This window comes from Enterobacter sp. KB-221C9 (genome assembly GCF_041320715.1).
In the GTDB taxonomy this organism is placed as follows: domain Bacteria; phylum Pseudomonadota; class Gammaproteobacteria; order Enterobacterales; family Enterobacteriaceae; genus Enterobacter; species Enterobacter asburiae_D.
In genome coordinates this window covers 98,209-114,658 of sequence record NZ_JBGIWG010000008.1, presented here as the reverse complement: position 1 = coordinate 114,658, position 16,450 = coordinate 98,209, and the positions used below count along the sequence as shown (strand labels likewise).

General features: G+C 58.1%; 12 protein-coding genes. 7 read left to right on the top strand and 5 right to left on the bottom strand.

Annotated elements, in window-relative coordinates; all coding sequences use genetic code 11:
* Window positions 1-135: 135 nt before the first annotated feature.
* On the bottom strand, window positions 136-2,772 hold the full coding sequence (gene gyrA / locus AB8846_RS13850) for a DNA topoisomerase (ATP-hydrolyzing) subunit A (protein ID WP_370732942.1): 2,637 nt from the start codon (window positions 2,770-2,772) through the stop codon (window positions 136-138).
* Window positions 2,773-2,918: 146 nt separating this feature from the next.
* On the opposite strand from gyrA, the gene ubiG reads away from it, so the two are divergent.
* The 4 genes from ubiG (at window position 2,919) to yfaE (ending at window position 7,746) form a co-directional block, all read left to right on the top strand.
* Complete coding sequence (ubiG, locus tag AB8846_RS13845; RefSeq protein WP_058841537.1) at window positions 2,919-3,647, top strand: bifunctional 2-polyprenyl-6-hydroxyphenol methylase/3-demethylubiquinol 3-O-methyltransferase UbiG; 729 nt, start codon at window positions 2,919-2,921, stop codon at window positions 3,645-3,647.
* Between the two features lie 347 nt (window positions 3,648-3,994).
* Complete coding sequence (gene nrdA / locus AB8846_RS13840; RefSeq protein WP_063143748.1) at window positions 3,995-6,280, top strand: class 1a ribonucleoside-diphosphate reductase subunit alpha; 2,286 nt, start codon at window positions 3,995-3,997, stop codon at window positions 6,278-6,280.
* Between the two features lie 81 nt (window positions 6,281-6,361).
* Window positions 6,362-7,492 carry a class Ia ribonucleoside-diphosphate reductase subunit beta gene (gene nrdB, locus AB8846_RS13835; protein ID WP_047346599.1) on the top strand — a complete coding sequence of 377 codons (1,131 nt, stop codon included), beginning with the start codon at window positions 6,362-6,364 and terminating at the stop codon, window positions 7,490-7,492.
* Window positions 7,492-7,746, top strand: a complete 255-nt coding sequence (gene yfaE / locus AB8846_RS13830) for a class I ribonucleotide reductase maintenance protein YfaE (RefSeq protein WP_008500234.1) — start codon at window positions 7,492-7,494, stop codon at window positions 7,744-7,746. Before nrdB ends, yfaE begins: the two co-directional genes overlap by 1 nt.
* Before the next feature lie 83 nt (window positions 7,747-7,829).
* Here yfaE and glpQ read toward each other — a convergent pair whose 3' ends face one another.
* Window positions 7,830-8,891: a glycerophosphodiester phosphodiesterase gene (gene glpQ, locus AB8846_RS13825; protein WP_370732940.1), complete on the bottom strand. Its 1,062-nt coding sequence runs from the start codon at window positions 8,889-8,891 to the stop codon at window positions 7,830-7,832.
* Window positions 8,892-8,902: 11 nt separating this feature from the next.
* Window positions 8,903-10,255 carry a glycerol-3-phosphate transporter gene (gene glpT / locus AB8846_RS13820; RefSeq protein ID WP_370732938.1) on the bottom strand — a complete coding sequence of 451 codons (1,353 nt, stop codon included), beginning with the start codon at window positions 10,253-10,255 and terminating at the stop codon, window positions 8,903-8,905.
* A gap of 252 nt (window positions 10,256-10,507) precedes the next feature.
* Here glpT and glpA point away from each other — a divergent pair, with 252 nt between their 5' ends.
* Genes glpA through glpC form a run of 3 tightly spaced genes read left to right on the top strand, consistent with a single transcriptional unit; the run spans window position 10,508 to window position 14,530 of the window.
* Window positions 10,508-12,136 (top strand): anaerobic glycerol-3-phosphate dehydrogenase subunit A, encoded by a 1,629-nt coding sequence (gene glpA / locus AB8846_RS13815; protein WP_370732937.1) that lies wholly within the window; start codon window positions 10,508-10,510, stop codon window positions 12,134-12,136.
* Window positions 12,126-13,343 carry a glycerol-3-phosphate dehydrogenase subunit GlpB gene (gene glpB / locus AB8846_RS13810; RefSeq protein WP_370732936.1) on the top strand — a complete coding sequence of 406 codons (1,218 nt, stop codon included), beginning with the start codon at window positions 12,126-12,128 and terminating at the stop codon, window positions 13,341-13,343. Before glpA ends, glpB begins: the two co-directional genes overlap by 11 nt.
* Complete coding sequence (gene glpC / locus AB8846_RS13805; protein ID WP_370732935.1) at window positions 13,340-14,530, top strand: anaerobic glycerol-3-phosphate dehydrogenase subunit GlpC; 1,191 nt, start codon at window positions 13,340-13,342, stop codon at window positions 14,528-14,530. Before glpB ends, glpC begins: the two co-directional genes overlap by 4 nt.
* Before the next feature lie 32 nt (window positions 14,531-14,562).
* Here glpC and AB8846_RS13800 read toward each other — a convergent pair whose 3' ends face one another.
* Together AB8846_RS13800 and AB8846_RS13795 are read right to left on the bottom strand one after the other, a co-directional pair.
* Window positions 14,563-15,762 carry a nicotinamide mononucleotide deamidase-related protein YfaY gene (locus tag AB8846_RS13800; protein ID WP_370732934.1) on the bottom strand — a complete coding sequence of 400 codons (1,200 nt, stop codon included), beginning with the start codon at window positions 15,760-15,762 and terminating at the stop codon, window positions 14,563-14,565.
* Between the two features lie 93 nt (window positions 15,763-15,855).
* On the bottom strand, window positions 15,856-16,395 hold the full coding sequence (locus tag AB8846_RS13795) for a YfaZ family outer membrane protein (protein ID WP_024908211.1): 540 nt from the start codon (window positions 16,393-16,395) through the stop codon (window positions 15,856-15,858).
* Window positions 16,396-16,450: the final 55 nt, after the last annotated feature.

The window sequence follows — 16,450 nt, the reverse complement described above, 5'->3', positions numbered from 1 at the left end:
GGGGGCGAGGCTCCGCCGTCGGGGTCAAAAGAATGTGGTTAAGGTAGCGGTAAACGCGCCAGGTCGCAACGTTGACTTATCTGCTTGTGCAAAAGAAAAGGGCCGGAATCCGGCCCTTTTTTGCATCAGGAGACATTACTCGTCAGCGTCATCCGCTGCGTCATCGTCAGTGTCGGCTTCCGGCGCGATATCATCATCGCCTTCCGCAACGCTACCGTCGATGGAATCGAGCTCTTCGTCATCCACCGGCTCAGCAACACGCTGCAGACCCACCACGTTTTCATCTTCCGCTGTACGGATGAGGATTACGCCCTGGGTGTTACGCCCCACCACGCTGATCTCAGACACGCGGGTACGCACCAGCGTACCGGCATCGGTGATCATCATGATCTGGTCGGCATCGTCCACCTGCACCGCGCCCACAACGGAACCGTTGCGCTCGGTCACTTTGATAGAGATAACGCCCTGCGTGCCGCGAGACTTGGTCGGGTATTCGCTTTCTGCTGTACGTTTACCGTAGCCATTCTGCGTAACGGTCAGGATTGCGCCTTCACCACGCGGAACGATCAGGGAAACAACGCTGTCTTCGCCAGCCAGTTTGATACCACGAACGCCCGTAGCGGTACGACCCATTGCACGGACCGCGTTCTCTTTAAAGCGCACCACTTTACCGGCGGCAGAGAACAGCATCACTTCATCAGAACCGGAGGTCAGATCCACGCCGATCAGCTCGTCGCCTTCGTTCAGGTTCACCGCGATGATCCCGGCGGAACGTGGGCGGCTGAACTCGGTCAGCTCGGTTTTCTTCACGGTACCGCTGGCGGTCGCCATGAAGACGTTCACGCCCTCTTCGTACTCGCGTACCGGCAGGATGGCGGTGATACGTTCGTTCGCTTCCAGCGGCAGCAGGTTCACGATTGGACGACCACGCGCGCCGCGGCTTGCTTCCGGCAGCTGATAGACTTTCATCCAGTACAGACGACCGCGGCTTGAGAAGCAGAGGATCGTGTCATGGGTGTTTGCCACCAGCAGGCGGTCAATAAAGTCTTCTTCTTTAATACGTGCTGCCGATTTACCTTTACCGCCACGACGCTGTGCTTCGTAGTCGGTCAGCGGCTGATACTTCACATAGCCCTGATGAGACAGGGTGACCACCACGTCTTCGCGGTTGATCAGATCTTCAATGTTGATATCAGAGCTGTTCGCGGTGATTTCGGTGCGGCGCTCATCGCCGAACTGATCGCGGACCAGTTCCAGCTCTTCACGGATCACTTCCATCAGACGCTCTGCGCTACCCAGGATGTGCAGCAGCTCGGCGATCTGTTCCAGCAGCTCTTTGTATTCGTCGAGCAGTTTTTCGTGCTCAAGGCCGGTCAGTTTCTGCAGACGCAGATCCAGAATCGCCTGGGCCTGCTGCTCGGTCAGGTAGTACTGACCGTCACGCACGCCAAACTCAGGTTCCAGCCACTCAGGACGCGCAGCGTCGTCGCCCGCACGTTCGAGCATCGCAGAAACGTTACCCAGCGCCCATGGCCGAGCCACTAACGCTGCTTTCGCTTCCGCCGGGGTTGGCGCACGACGAATCAACTCGATAATCGGGTCGATGTTGGCCAGCGCAACCGCCAGCGCTTCAAGGATGTGCGCACGGTCGCGCGCTTTACGCAGTTCGAAGATGGTACGACGGGTCACCACTTCACGGCGGTGACGCACGAACGCGCTCAGGATCTCTTTCAGGTTCATGATCTTCGGCTGACCATGGTGCAGTGCAACCATGTTAATACCGAAGGAGACCTGAAGCTGAGTCTGGGAGTACAGGTTGTTCAGCACAACCTCGCCCACCGCGTCGCGTTTGATCTCAATCACGATGCGCATACCGTCTTTGTCAGACTCGTCACGCAGCGCGCTGATGCCTTCAACACGTTTTTCTTTTACCAGCTCGGCGATTTTTTCAATCAGACGCGCTTTGTTCACCTGATACGGGATCTCGTGAACAATGATGGTTTCACGGCCGGTCTTAGCGTCCGCTTCCACTTCGGCGCGGGCACGGATGTAAATCTTGCCGCGGCCGGTGCGGTACGCTTCTTCAATACCGCGACGACCGTTGATGATCGCCGCCGTCGGGAAGTCCGGACCCGGGATGTGTTCCATCAGCCCTTCAATGCTGATGTCTTCATCGTCGATATAGGCCAGGCAGCCGTTGATCACCTCGGTGATGTTGTGCGGCGGAATGTTGGTTGCCATACCGACCGCGATACCGGACGAACCGTTCACTAACAGGTTCGGGATCTTGGTTGGCATCACATCAGGAATTCGCTCGGTGCCGTCGTAGTTATCGACGAAATCAACGGTCTCTTTTTCCAGATCGGCCATCAGCTCATGAGCGATTTTCGACATACGGATTTCCGTATAACGCATCGCCGCAGCGGAGTCGCCGTCGACTGAACCAAAGTTACCCTGACCATCTACCAGCATGTAACGCAAGGAGAATGGCTGCGCCATACGAACGATGGTGTCATACACGGCGGTATCACCATGCGGGTGATATTTACCGATGACGTCACCGACGACGCGGGCAGATTTTTTATAGGCTTTATTCCAGTCATTGCCCAATACGTTCATGGCGTATAGTACGCGACGGTGTACCGGCTTAAGGCCATCGCGGACGTCCGGCAGCGCACGGCCAACAATGACCGACATCGCATAGTCCAGATAGGAGCTCTTCAGCTCTTCCTCGATGTTAACCGGTGTAATTTCTCTCGCAAGGTCGCTCATCTAACCGCTATCCCTCTACTGTATCCCGGATTCAAAGGTCGCAAATTATAACACAGCCGAGGTGATTGAGGTAAACCTATACGCTTTATTCACGGGGATTGCCTGATATACTCCTTTGTCTTGCTAAATAAGGAGTAAAAGCGCCCATGAATGCCGAAAAATCCCCGGTGGTTCACAACGTTGACCACGAAGAGATTGCCAAATTTGAAGCGGTGGCGTCCCGCTGGTGGGATCTCGAAGGTGAGTTCAAACCGCTGCATCGCATTAACCCGCTGCGTCTGGGCTATATCGCGGAGCGTTCCGGCGGTCTGTTCGGTAAGAAAGTGCTCGACGTCGGCTGCGGCGGCGGCATCCTGGCTGAGAGCATGGCGCGCGAAGGGGCGAACGTCACTGGCCTGGATATGGGCTTTGAACCGCTGCAGGTGGCCCGCCTTCATGCGCTGGAGTCCGGTATACAGGTGGAATACGTGCAGGAAACCGTGGAAGAGCACGCGGCAAAACACGCCCATCAGTACGATGTGGTGACCTGCATGGAGATGCTGGAGCACGTTCCCGATCCGCAGTCGGTGGTGCACGCCTGTGCAAAACTGGTGAAACCGGGCGGTCAGGTCTTCTTCTCGACCATCAACCGCAACGGTAAAGCCTGGCTGATGGCCGTCGTCGGCGCAGAGTATGTCCTGCGCATGGTGCCGAAAGGCACCCACGACGTGAAGAAATTCATCAAGCCTGCGGAGTTGTTAAGCTGGGTTGATCAGACGTGGCTCAAAGAGCAGCACATCACCGGCCTGCACTACAATCCGCTGACCGATAAATTCAAGCTCGCACCGGGCGTTGATGTTAACTATATGTTGCACACCACCGCCAAAAACGACTAACGTCATTCGTTATTCTTATAAAGATTGCGCGACATCATGTTGCGCAATTCTGACCTCCCGTTGAAGAAATCAGCACTCGATCAAATTTTGAATTTTTTTTCTTAATTATTGACATGTCTTCCAGGCCTTACGGTACGAGGACTTAGCCTTTTTTACCCTTTCACAACCTCAATTTAACGTCAAAATCAACCCTTGTGCTGAAAAGATTCGATACTAGAATACTCACCATATAGCGTTTTTCTTATCGCAAACCCCCTATATGTAGTATTTATCCACAGAGTTAGTCACAAGACGGTTCTGTGGATAAGCGGGGGATATTTTTTATTTCACGGACAGGTAAAACCCACATGAATCAGAGTCTGCTGGTGACAAAGCGCGACGGTACTACCGAGCGTATCAATCTGGACAAAATCCATCGAGTTCTCGACTGGGCAGCAGAAGGACTGAACAACGTATCTATCTCCCAGGTCGAACTGCGTTCCCACATTCAGTTCTACGACGGCATCAAAACGTCTGATATCCACGAAACGATCATTAAAGCAGCGGCTGACCTCATCTCCCGCGAAGCACCGGATTATCAGTACCTCGCTGCGCGTCTGGCGATTTTCCACCTGCGTAAAAAAGCCTACGGCCAGTTTGAGCCGCCGAAGCTTTACGATCACGTGGTGAAAATGGTTGAGCTGGGCAAATACGACACGCATCTGCTGGAAGACTATACGGAAGAAGAGTTCGAGCAGATGAACGGGTTTATCGATCACTGGCGCGACATGAACTTCTCCTACGCGGCGGTGAAGCAGCTCGAAGGCAAATACCTGGTTCAGAACCGTGTAACCGGTGAGATCTACGAAAGCGCCCAGTTCCTCTATATTCTGGTGGCCGCCTGCCTGTTCTCTAACTATCCGCGCGACACCCGTCTGGAATACGTGAAGCGTTTCTACGATGCGGTATCCACGTTCAAGATTTCTCTGCCGACGCCAATCATGTCCGGCGTGCGTACCCCAACCCGTCAGTTCAGCTCCTGCGTACTGATCGAGTGTGGTGACAGCCTGGATTCCATCAACGCCACCTCCAGCGCCATCGTGAAATACGTTTCCCAGCGTGCCGGTATCGGCATCAACGCCGGTCGCATCCGTGCGCTGGGCAGCCCGATTCGCGGCGGTGAAGCGTTCCACACCGGCTGTATCCCGTTCTATAAACACTTCCAGACGGCAGTAAAATCCTGCTCTCAGGGCGGCGTGCGCGGCGGTGCTGCGACCCTGTTCTACCCGATGTGGCACCTGGAAGTGGAAAGCCTGCTGGTCCTGAAAAACAACCGTGGCGTGGAAGGCAACCGCGTGCGTCACATGGACTACGGCGTGCAGATCAACAAGCTGATGTACACCCGTCTGCTGAAAGGCGAAGACATCACGCTGTTCAGCCCGTCCGACGTGCCGGGCCTGTATGACGCGTTCTTTGCCGATCAGGACGAGTTCGAGCGTCTGTACACCAAATACGAAAAAGACGACAGCATCCGCAAGCAGCGCGTGAAGGCGGTAGACCTGTTCTCCCTGATGATGCAGGAACGTGCCTCTACCGGCCGTATCTACATCCAGAACGTGGACCACTGCAACACCCACAGCCCGTTTGACCCGGTCGTCGCCCCGGTGCGCCAGTCTAACCTGTGCCTGGAGATCGCCCTGCCGACCAAACCGCTGGAAGACGTGAACGACGAAAACGGCGAAATCGCGCTGTGTACGCTGTCCGCGTTTAACCTGGGCGCGATTAAGAGCCTGGACGAGCTGGAAGAGCTGGCCGTGCTGGCGGTTCGCGCGCTCGACGCCCTGCTGGACTACCAGGATTACCCAATCCCGGCCGCCAAACGCGGTGCAATGGGCCGCCGTACCCTGGGTATCGGCGTAATCAACTTCGCCTACTGGCTGGCGAAAAACGGCAAGCGTTACTCTGACGGCAGCGCCAACAACCTGACGCACCAGACGTTCGAAGCGATTCAGTACTACCTGATGAAAGCCTCTAACGAGCTGGCGAAAGAGCAAGGCGCGTGCCCGTGGTTCAACGAAACCACCTACGCGAAAGGCATTCTGCCAATCGACACCTACAAGAAAGACCTGGATGCGATTGTCAACGAGCCGCTGCATCTCGACTGGGAAGGCCTGCGCGAGTCCATCAAGACCCACGGCCTGCGTAACTCGACGCTCTCTGCCCTAATGCCGTCCGAGACCTCTTCGCAGATCTCCAACGCCACCAACGGTATTGAGCCGCCGCGCGGCCACGTCAGCATCAAAGCGTCGAAAGACGGCGTGCTGCGTCAGGTCGTACCGGACTACGAAACGCTGGGTAATAACTACGAGCTGCTGTGGGAAATGCCGAACAACGACGGCTACCTGCAGCTGGTGGGTATCATGCAGAAGTTTATCGACCAGTCGATTTCTGCCAATACCAACTATGACCCGACGCGCTTCCCGTCCGGCAAGGTACCGATGCAGCAATTGCTGAAAGACCTGCTCACCGCCTACAAATTTGGCGTGAAAACGCTGTACTATCACAACACCCGTGACGGTGCGGAAGACGCGCAGGACGACATGGTGCCGTCAATTCAGGACGATGGCTGCGAAAGCGGCGCATGTAAGATCTAATGTAAATGCCGGGTGGCGCTACGCTTACCCGGCCTACGATTTTGTTTGCCCGACTGACAAAATCTCTCACAGGACACACTCATGGCATATACCACCTTTTCACAGACGAAAAACGACCAGCTCAAAGAGCCGATGTTCTTCGGCCAGCCGGTCAACGTGGCACGCTACGATCAGCAAAAATATGACATCTTCGAAAAGCTGATCGAAAAGCAACTCTCCTTCTTCTGGCGCCCGGAAGAAGTGGACGTTTCCCGCGATCGTATTGATTTCCAGGCATTGCCGGATCACGAAAAGCATATCTTCCTCAGCAACCTGAAATACCAGACGCTGCTGGACTCCATTCAGGGCCGTAGCCCAAACGTGGCGCTGCTGCCGCTGATCTCCATTCCTGAGCTGGAAACCTGGGTGGAAACCTGGGCGTTCTCCGAGACGATCCACTCCCGCTCTTACACCCATATCATCCGCAACATCGTGAACGATCCGGCGGTGGTGTTTGACGATATCGTCACCAACGAGCAGATCCAGAAGCGCGCGGAAGGCATTTCCCACTACTACGACGAGCTGATCGAGATGACCAGCTACTGGCATCTGCTGGGTGAAGGCACGCACAACGTGAACGGTAAAACCGTTACCGTGAACCTGCGCGCGCTGAAAAAACAGCTGTATCTGTGCCTGATGAGCGTCAACGCGCTGGAAGCGATCCGCTTCTACGTGAGCTTCGCCTGCTCCTTCGCCTTTGCCGAGCGCAAGCTGATGGAAGGCAACGCCAAAATCATCCGCCTGATTGCCCGCGATGAAGCCCTGCACCTGACCGGTACCCAGCACATGCTGAACCTGCTGCGCAGCGGTACGGACGATCCGGAGATGGCGGAAATCGCCGAAGAGTGCAAGCAGGAGTGCTACGACCTGTTCGTGCTGGCGGCTCAGCAGGAGAAAGAGTGGGCGGACTATCTGTTCCGCGACGGCTCCATGATTGGCCTGAACAAAGACATCCTGTGCCAGTACGTTGAGTACATTACCAACATCCGTATGCAGGCCGTCGGTCTCGACCTGCCGTTCCAGACGCGCTCTAACCCAATCCCGTGGATCAACACCTGGCTGGTGTCCGATAACGTGCAGGTTGCGCCGCAGGAAGTGGAAGTCAGCTCTTACCTGGTCGGTCAGATTGATTCTGAAGTCAACACCGACGACCTGAGCGACTTCCAGCTCTGATGTCACGCGTCACGTTAAGCCTTTCCGGCACTGAGGTACTGTGTCGGGAGGAGCACCCTTCTCTGCTGGTGGCGCTTGAGGCGCATCAGGTAGAAGTAGAGTACCAGTGTCGTTCCGGCTACTGCGGCTCCTGCCGCTGCCGTCTGGTCGCAGGCCAGGTGGACTGGCTGACCGAACCGCTGGCCTTTATCAACGAAGGGGAAATTTTGCCCTGCTGCTGCCGGGCAAAAGGCGATATAGAGATCGAGATGTGATTGTGTCGGGTGGCGCTTCGCTTACCCGACCTACAAAACCGCAGTTCGTAGGCCGGGTAAGGCGCAGCCGCCACCCGGCAATTTCAGCGTTTATCCTTCAAAAAACTCACCGCTTTATCCGGGAAATCCGTAAACAGTCCGTCCACGCCCGCCTGGTTATACAACACCTCATAAAGCTGATTCACATCCGTGGCATACGGCGGCAGCTGGTCTGCACGCACCGTGTACGGATGCACCTGCATCTTGCTGGCGTGCGCCTCTTTCACCATCGCCGTCAGCTTCACGTGGCCCGGGGCCGATCCTTCCGCCACCAGCATGTGGTAATCCGGCCCGATGCCGTCGGCGTACTGCGCAATCTGCTTCATCGCGCCCGGCTTAAACATCCAGTCGTAGTTATAGTTCACCCACTTCCCGTCCGGCTGCTTCTCCTGGGTTTCATTCCAGTCGGTATAGGCAATCAGCTGCACCAGATTGAGGTTCATCCCCATCTTCGGCTCCAGCTCGGTTTTGATGCGCTTCAGCTCGGCGGCGTCAAAACACTGCAGGTAAACTTTGTCCTTCTTGCTGGTGTAGCCGTACTGTTTCAGCACCTCCAGCGTCTTCGCAGCAATGTCTTTTCCTTCCTGATGGTGGAACCACGGCGCTTTGATCTCCGGGTAGATACCGATGTTTTTGCCGGTTGAGTGGTTCAGCCCCTGAACAAACTCAATCTCTTCCTGGAAGGTATGAATGCGGAAGTCAGATTTGCCCATCGGGAAACGCCCCGGATAGACCTGCACCTTCTTGCCGCTTTCAATCTCGAAGCCTTCGGTAAACTTCAGGGAACGGATCTCCGCCAGCGTGAAGTCGATGGCGTAGTAGCGGCCATCTTTTCGCGCGCGGTCCGGGAAGCGCTCCGCCACGTCCGTCACGCGGTCCAGATAGTGGTCATGCAGGACAACCAGCTGGTCGTCCTTCGTCATCACCAGATCCTGCTCCAGATAATCCGCGCCCTGGGCATAGGCCATCGCTTTTGCCGGCAGCGTGTGCTCCGGCAGATACCCGCTGGCACCGCGGTGGGCGATAACGATTTTATCCGCCGCCAGCGCGGAGCCGGTCATCAGGCCCGCCAGCAGCAGGCCGGTTGTTACGTAAGATAATTTCATGGCATTGCTCCTTATTGACGACGCGCCTGCACTTCCGCGTGGTGACGTTTCTCACCGATCATCACAACAATCAGCAGCAGTACCGCCAGCACGCTACCGCCGATCATCACCATAAAGCCGCCGTCCCAGCCGAAGAAGTCAACGGTGTAGCCCACGATGGCGCTCGCCGCGACCGAACCGCCCAGATAGCCGAACAGACCGGTAAAGCCTGCCGCCGTGCCTGCCGCTTTTTTCGGTGCCAGCTCCAGCGCGTGCAGACCGATCAGCATCACCGGACCGTAAATCAGGAAGCCAATAACAATCATGCAGGCCATGTCCACACCCGGATTACCCGGCGGGTTAAGCCAGTACACCACGGTCGCGATGGTGACCAGGGTCATAAAGAACACGCCCGTCGCGCCGCGGTTACCTTTAAACACCTTGTCCGACATCCAGCCGCACAGCAGCGTGCCCGGGATCCCGGCATATTCATACAGGAAATAGGCCCACGAGGATTTATCCAGCGCGAAGTGCTTCACCTCTTTCAGGTAGGTTGGCGACCAGTCGAGGATGCCGTAGCGCAGCAGGTAAACGAACACGTTCGCCACCGCGATGTACCACAGCAGCTTGTTCGGCAGGACGTACTTCATGAAGATCTGTTTTGCGGTCAGCTCTTCTTCGTGCTCTTTGCTGTAATCATCCGGATAGTCGTTTTTGTACTCTTCAATCGGCGGCAGGCCGCAGGATTGAGGCGTATCGCGCATCAGCGCGAAAGCGATAATCGCCACGACGATGGCGCCAAAGGCAGGCATATACAGCGCAGCGTGCCAGTCGTTGAACCAGGCCATCCCCAGCAGGAACAGCAGCGGCGGAATACCGCCACCCACGTTATGCGCGCAGTTCCACACCGACACGATGCCGCCGCGCTCCTTCTGCGACCACCAGTGCACCATGGTGCGTCCGCACGGCGGCCACCCCATCCCCTGGAACCAGCCGCAGAGGAACAGCAGCACGAACATGACGGCAATGCTGGAGGTTGCCCACGGCACAAAGCCCATGAACAGCATGACCGCGGCCGCCAGGATCAGGCCGGCGGGCAGGAACACGCGCGGATTCGAGCGATCCGACACGGAACCCATGATGAATTTGGAAAAACCGTAGGCGATTGAGATCCCCGACAGCGCGAACCCCAGATCGCCGCGGGAGAAGCCCTGCTCCACCAGATACGGCATGGCGAGCGCAAAGTTTTTACGTACAAGGTAGTACGCCGCGTACCCGAAGAAGATCCCCAGGAAAATTTGCCAGCGCAGACGGCGGTATAGCGGATCAATTTCTGCCTCTGGCAGACGCGCCCGATGCAGCGCAGGTTTGAAGATACTGAGCATAACAGCCTCCGTGGCCTTGAATTGAATGAGCAGGTGGCTCGCACCTGAATTCCAGAGGCGGGGATGTTAAGAAATCACGGTGATTGTTACTGTGAATCAACGCACAGATTGTTACAGAAATATGACAGAATGCGCAAAAAAGCGCATGAAATCACGTTTCACTTTCGAATTTCGCGCGTTTATGTTCGAAATCAAACAAACCACACTATTGATATGGCTAAATGATAAAAAAACGAACATAGAGGGTAAACAATGACCATTCACGATCCTCGCTACAGCGATGTGATAATCATTGGCGGTGGCGCAACCGGCGCCGGGATCGCACGCGATTGCGCCCTTCGCGGCTTAAGCGTCACGCTTCTGGAGCGCCATGATATCGCCACGGGCGCAACCGGGCGTAACCATGGCCTGCTGCACAGCGGCGCGCGGTACGCGGTTACCGACGGTGAATCCGCGCGCGAATGTATTGCTGAAAACCAGATCCTCAAGCGTATCGCCCGCCACTGCATTGAGCCGACCGACGGCCTCTTTATTACCCTTCCAGAAGATGACCTCGCCTTTCAGGACACCTTTATTACCGCCTGCACTGCGGCAGGCATTCAGGCGGAGGCCATGGACCCGGCGCTGGCGCGGCGGCTGGAGCCGTCGGTTAACCCGGCGCTTATTGGCGCGGTGAAAGTGCCTGACGGCACCGTTGACCCCTTCCGCCTGACCGCCGCCAATATGCTGGACGCACGCGAGCATGGCGCGCACATCCTGACCGGGCACGAGGTGACCGGGCTTATCCGCGAAGGTCATCGCATCTGCGGCGTGCGGATCCTTGATACACAATATAACGAACACAGCGAGCTGTATGCCGCCGTAGTAGTCAACGCGGCGGGGATCTGGGGGCAGCGCATCGCAGAATACGCGGACCTGTCGGTGCGCATGTTCCCGGCGAAAGGCTCGCTGCTGATCCTCGACCACCGCATCAATAACCACGTGATCAACCGCTGCCGCAAACCGTCTGATGCCGATATCCTCGTCCCGGGCGACACCATTTCGTTAATCGGTACCACCTCAACCCACGTGGACTACAGCGAGATTGACTACAACCGCGTGACCGCCGAAGAGGTCGACATCCTGCTGCGCGAAGGGGAAAAACTGGCCCCGGTGATGGCGCAGACGCGTATTCTGCGCGCCTACGCGGGCGTGCGCCCGCTGGTCGCCAGCGATAACGACCCGAGCGGGCGTAACGTTAGCCGGGGCATCGTGCTGCTCGATCACGCCGAGCGCGACGGCATGGACGGGTTTATCACCATCACCGGCGGCAAGCTGATGACCTACCGCCTGATGGCCGAGTGGGCGACCGATGCCGTCTGCCGCAAGCTGGGCAATACCGAACGGTGCGTGACGGCAGAACAAGCCCTGCCCGGCTCGCGTCAGTCCACCGAAAAAACGCTGCAAAAAATTATTTCCCTGCCCGCGCCGCTGCGCGGATCCGCTATTTACCGCCACGGCGACAGAACGCCACAGTGGCTCGGTGAAGGAAGATTGAGCCGCAGCCTGGTGTGCGAGTGCGAAGCCGTCACCGCCGGTGAGGTGCAGTACGCGGTGGAGAGCCTGACGGTCAAAAGCCTGCTCGATCTTCGCCGCCGTACCCGCGTTGGAATGGGGACCTGTCAGGGCGAGCTGTGCGCCTGTCGTGCCGCCGGACTATTGCAGCGTTTTCACACCACCACCGCCACCCAGTCGCTCGATCAGCTCAGCGCGTTTTTAAACGAGCGCTGGAAAGGCATTCAGCCTGTCGCGTGGGGCGATGCCCTGCGCGAAAGCGAATTTACCCGCTGGGTCTACCAGGGGCTTTGCGGTCTTGAGAAGGAGCAACGCGATGAAATTTGATACCGTCATCGTCGGCGGCGGGCTGGCAGGCCTGCTCTGCGGCATCAAGCTCACGAAGCAGGGGCTGCGCTGCGCCATTATCACCCGGGGCCAGAGCGCCCTGCACTTCTCGTCGGGCTCGCTGGATCTGGTGGACGAAGCGTACCGCGACAAGCTGCCGCCGGAGCACCCGTATCACCTGATTGGCGCGCAGCATATTGACCGCTTTGCGCTGGAAACCGAAGCGCTGCTGGCGGACTGCGGCGCGCGTCTGAAGGGGAGCGCCCGGCTCAATCACCAGCGCGTCACGCCGCTCGGCACCCTACGCTCTGCCTGGCTCAGCCCGGAGGAGGTACCCGTTGCTCCCTTCAATGCCGCGCGCGTGCGGGTCGTGGGTATTAGCGGCTTTCTGGATTTTCAGCCCCATCTCGCGGCGGCGTCGCTCTGTCGCCAGGGCGTTAACGCCGAAACGGCAGAGATAGAGCTGCCCGAGCTTGATGTCCTGCGCGATAACCCGAGCGAGTTTCGCGCGGTGAATATCGCCCGCTTTCTGGATAACGAGGACAAATGGCCGCTGCTGTATGACGCGCTCAGGCCGCTCGGCGACGGCTGCGACGCCCTGCTGATGCCCGCCTGCTTTGGTTTACGCGACAACCGGCTCTGGCGCTGGCTCTCGGATCGGCTGCCCTGCTCGCTCGGCCTGCTGCCCACGCTGCCCCCTTCCGTACCCGGCATACGCCTGCATACCCAGCTCCAGCGCCAGTTTGCCGCGCAGGGCGGCGTGTGGATGGCGGGTGATGAGGTGAAAAAAATCACCCTGACCGACGGCGCGGTGAGCGAAATCTGGACGCGCAACCACGACGATATTCCGCTTCGTGCCCGCTATACGGTGCTGGCAAGCGGCAGCTTCTTCAGCAACGGGCTGCTGAGCAGCCGGGAGGGCATCCGGGAAGCCATTATGGGGCTGGATGTTCGCCAGCGTGCCTCACGCGCGGACTGGTATCAGAGTGATTTCTTCTCGCCGCAGCCCTGGCAGCAGTTCGGCGTGATTGTCGATAGCCAGCTGCATCCGCAGCTTTCCGGTAGGCCCGTCAGTAATCTCTTTGCCATCGGCTCGCTGCTGGGCGGGTACGATCCCATTACCCAGGGATGCGGTGGCGGGGTCTGCGCCATCACGGCGCTGTATGTGGCAGAGCAGATTAGCCAGCGTACGGAGGCTGAACAATGAACGACACCCGTTTTGAAAGCTGCATTAAATGCACGGTGTGTACCACCGTCTGCCCGGTCAGCGGCGTGAACCCACGCTATCCCGGGCCAAAACAGGCCGGGCCGGACGGCGAGCGTCTGCGTCTGAAGGACGGCAAGCTGTACGACGAGGCGCTGAAATACTGCATCAACTGCAAACGCTGCGAAGTTGCCTGCCCGTCGGATGTTAAAATCGGCGATATCATCCAGCGCGCCCGGGCGCGCTACAGCACGCAAAAGCCGACGCTGCGGGACGCGATCCTGAGCCATACCGATCTGATGGGCAGTGTCTCGACGCCGTTTGCCCCGCTGGTGAATGCCGCGACCTCGCTCAAACCGGTGCGCCAGCTGCTGGATGCGACGCTGAAGATAGACCATCACCGCAGCCTGCCGAAATATTCTCACGGCACCTTCCGCCGCTGGTACAAATCCGTCGCGGCGGAACAGGCGAAGTATGCCGACCAGGTGGCCTTTTTCCACGGCTGCTATGTGAACTACAACCACCCGCAGCTGGGTAAAGATCTGCTGAAGGTGCTGAACGCCATGGGAACGGGCGTTCAGTTACTGAACAAAGAGAAATGCTGCGGCGTACCGCTGATTGCCAACGGGTTTACCGATAAAGCGCGCAGGCAGGCTCAGAGCAATGTCACTTCCCTGCGCGAAGCGATTGTCGATAAAGGTATTCCGGTGCTGGCGACCTCGTCCACCTGTACCTTCACCCTGCGCGACGAGTACCCGCATCTGCTGGACGTGGATAACACCGGCCTGCGCGAGCACATCGAGCTGGCGACACGCTTCCTGTGGCGCAAACTCGATAGCGGGCAGACGTTGCCGCTGGGGACATTACCGCTGAAAGTGGTCTACCACACGCCGTGTCACATGGAGAAAATGGGCTGGTCGCTCTATACGCTTGAGCTGCTGCGGCTTATTCCCGGCCTGGAGCTGACGGTGCTGGATTCGCGCTGCTGCGGGATTGCGGGAACCTACGGCTTCAAGCGTGAAAACTACGAAACGTCACAGGCGATTGGCGCCCCGCTGTTCCGTCAGATTGAAGAGAGCGGCGCGGATATCGTGGTGACCGACTGCGAAACCTGCAAGTGGCAGATTGAGATGTCCACCAGCAAGCGCTGTGAACATCCGATTACCCTGCTGGCGAAGGCGCTGGGCTGAACATGGCGGGGCGAAACGCCCCGGCACAGGTTTTACTCGATGAACAGCGACTCGACCACATGGATCCAGCCGTGCTCGCTGGCAACCTCTTTACCATTCAGCCAGCGGCGCAGCATGTTCAACGCCATCATGGCGCAAACCTCCTGACGCACCGCCAGGCTATGGCGGGTGATGCTCATTTTAACCCGCAGCGCCCAGGTGCCTTCCGGCGTCGCCAGCGCGAAGTTAAGGTATTCCTCATCCAGCCCCCCGACAAACAGCGCCAGACCGGCAAAATGTTTTACCCTTCTTTCGGAAGCCCAGCGGGCGGTTTGCGCCAGGGTCTCCTGCTGGAACGGCACCACTTCGCTGGCCAGCAGCGGCGCGTTGACGCGCGACAGCTGCAGCGCCAGCAGGCCGCCGGTGAACTGCTCGCTTAAGGTCACGCTCAGCTGACGCGACTGCAGATGCGCCGCAATCTGCGCGGGTAGCCCTTCCGTTCCTTCAAAGATCAGGCTTTCGCCCGCCACGCGCTGCACCTCGGGCCACAGGGCCAGCATCGCCGCTTTCTGCTCGGCCGGGCCTGTCAGCTTAAGTTCAATGATCGGCATGGAGGAGCGATAGCCCATGGAGACGCCCGGCGGCAGCGGGAGAGGGTCTAGGCTCTGGGCCAGATCGCTTTCCGAGCGGCCAAAGGTGGTCAGACGCAGGCACAGCGGAGGTTCAGGCAGGGTAAAACGATCGCGAAGGCGCGGCAGGATCTGCTGCTCGACCATCACTTTAAATTCTGAGGGCACGCCCGGCGTGAAGAACATCAGGCAGCGGTTCAGCTGCATGGCAAACCCGCACGCGGTCCCGACCGGGTTATCGACCAGCTCGGCGCTGGCGGGAATTTCAGCCTGTTTGCGGTTGCTGGGGGCCATGACGCGGCCACGTTCGGAGAAAAAGCGCTCCATCTGCGAAAGCCACGCCTCGTGCAGCACCAGCCCTTCGCCTTTTGCGGTAGCGGCGGCCAGCGCGCTGAGATCGTCACTGGTGGGGCCGAGCCCGCCGTTCACAATCAGCACGTCGCAGTGCTCGCTGCGCTCGCGCAGAATAGCGACCAGCGACTCCAGACTGTCGCCCACCGTATTGCGGCGCGTTAACGGTAATCCTTGCTCAAAGAAAAGATCGGCAAGCCAGGCAGCATTGGTATCAATAATTTGTCCATGCAGCACTTCGTCGCCGGTGGATAACATCTCCACGTTAATCATTATGTTCTCCCGCTTATTTGGTCAAAACACTATAGCGCAAACGCGGGGTGGAGAAGAGAGAAACTGGCGCGGCAGAACGCCGCGCCGGAGTGATTAGAAGCCTGCGCTGACGCCCACGTACGGGCCGTCGGCCAGCGCGTTATCGCGGTTGCCGTCTTTGCCGGCCAGGTTCAGATAGCGATAGCCCGCTTCGATGGTAATCGGACGCATGATGGTCCAGCGCGCGCCGGCGTTGGCCTCTTCATAGCTTTCGATACCGCTTGAGAGGGAATCCGGCGAATAGTAATACTCACCAAACAGGCCGAAGCTGTCGCCAATTTTCCACTGCAGCCCGCCGCCCACTGCGGCCGCGTACCCTTCGTCACCGTCATTTGGGTTGGTATAGATACCTTTACCGCCGACGGTGGCCAGGAACGGGCCAAGAGGAACGTTCAGACCCAGGCCGAGGCTCGCCGCGTCGCCGTCGTCATCGTTATGCGTCCAGCCGCCGGTCATCGCCAGACCGGAAGTCTCGGTACCCATGCCAAACCCCAGGTGGGTGTAATCCTGACCCGCCGAGCCGTTAATGCTAATGGCGTTAGCCGCCGCAGATACAACCATCAGGCCGAAGCCCAGTAATGCCACTTTTTTCATTGTCGTGATCCCGCACAATTATTATAAAGAAGTCCCAAAACCGCGAGATTTTAAC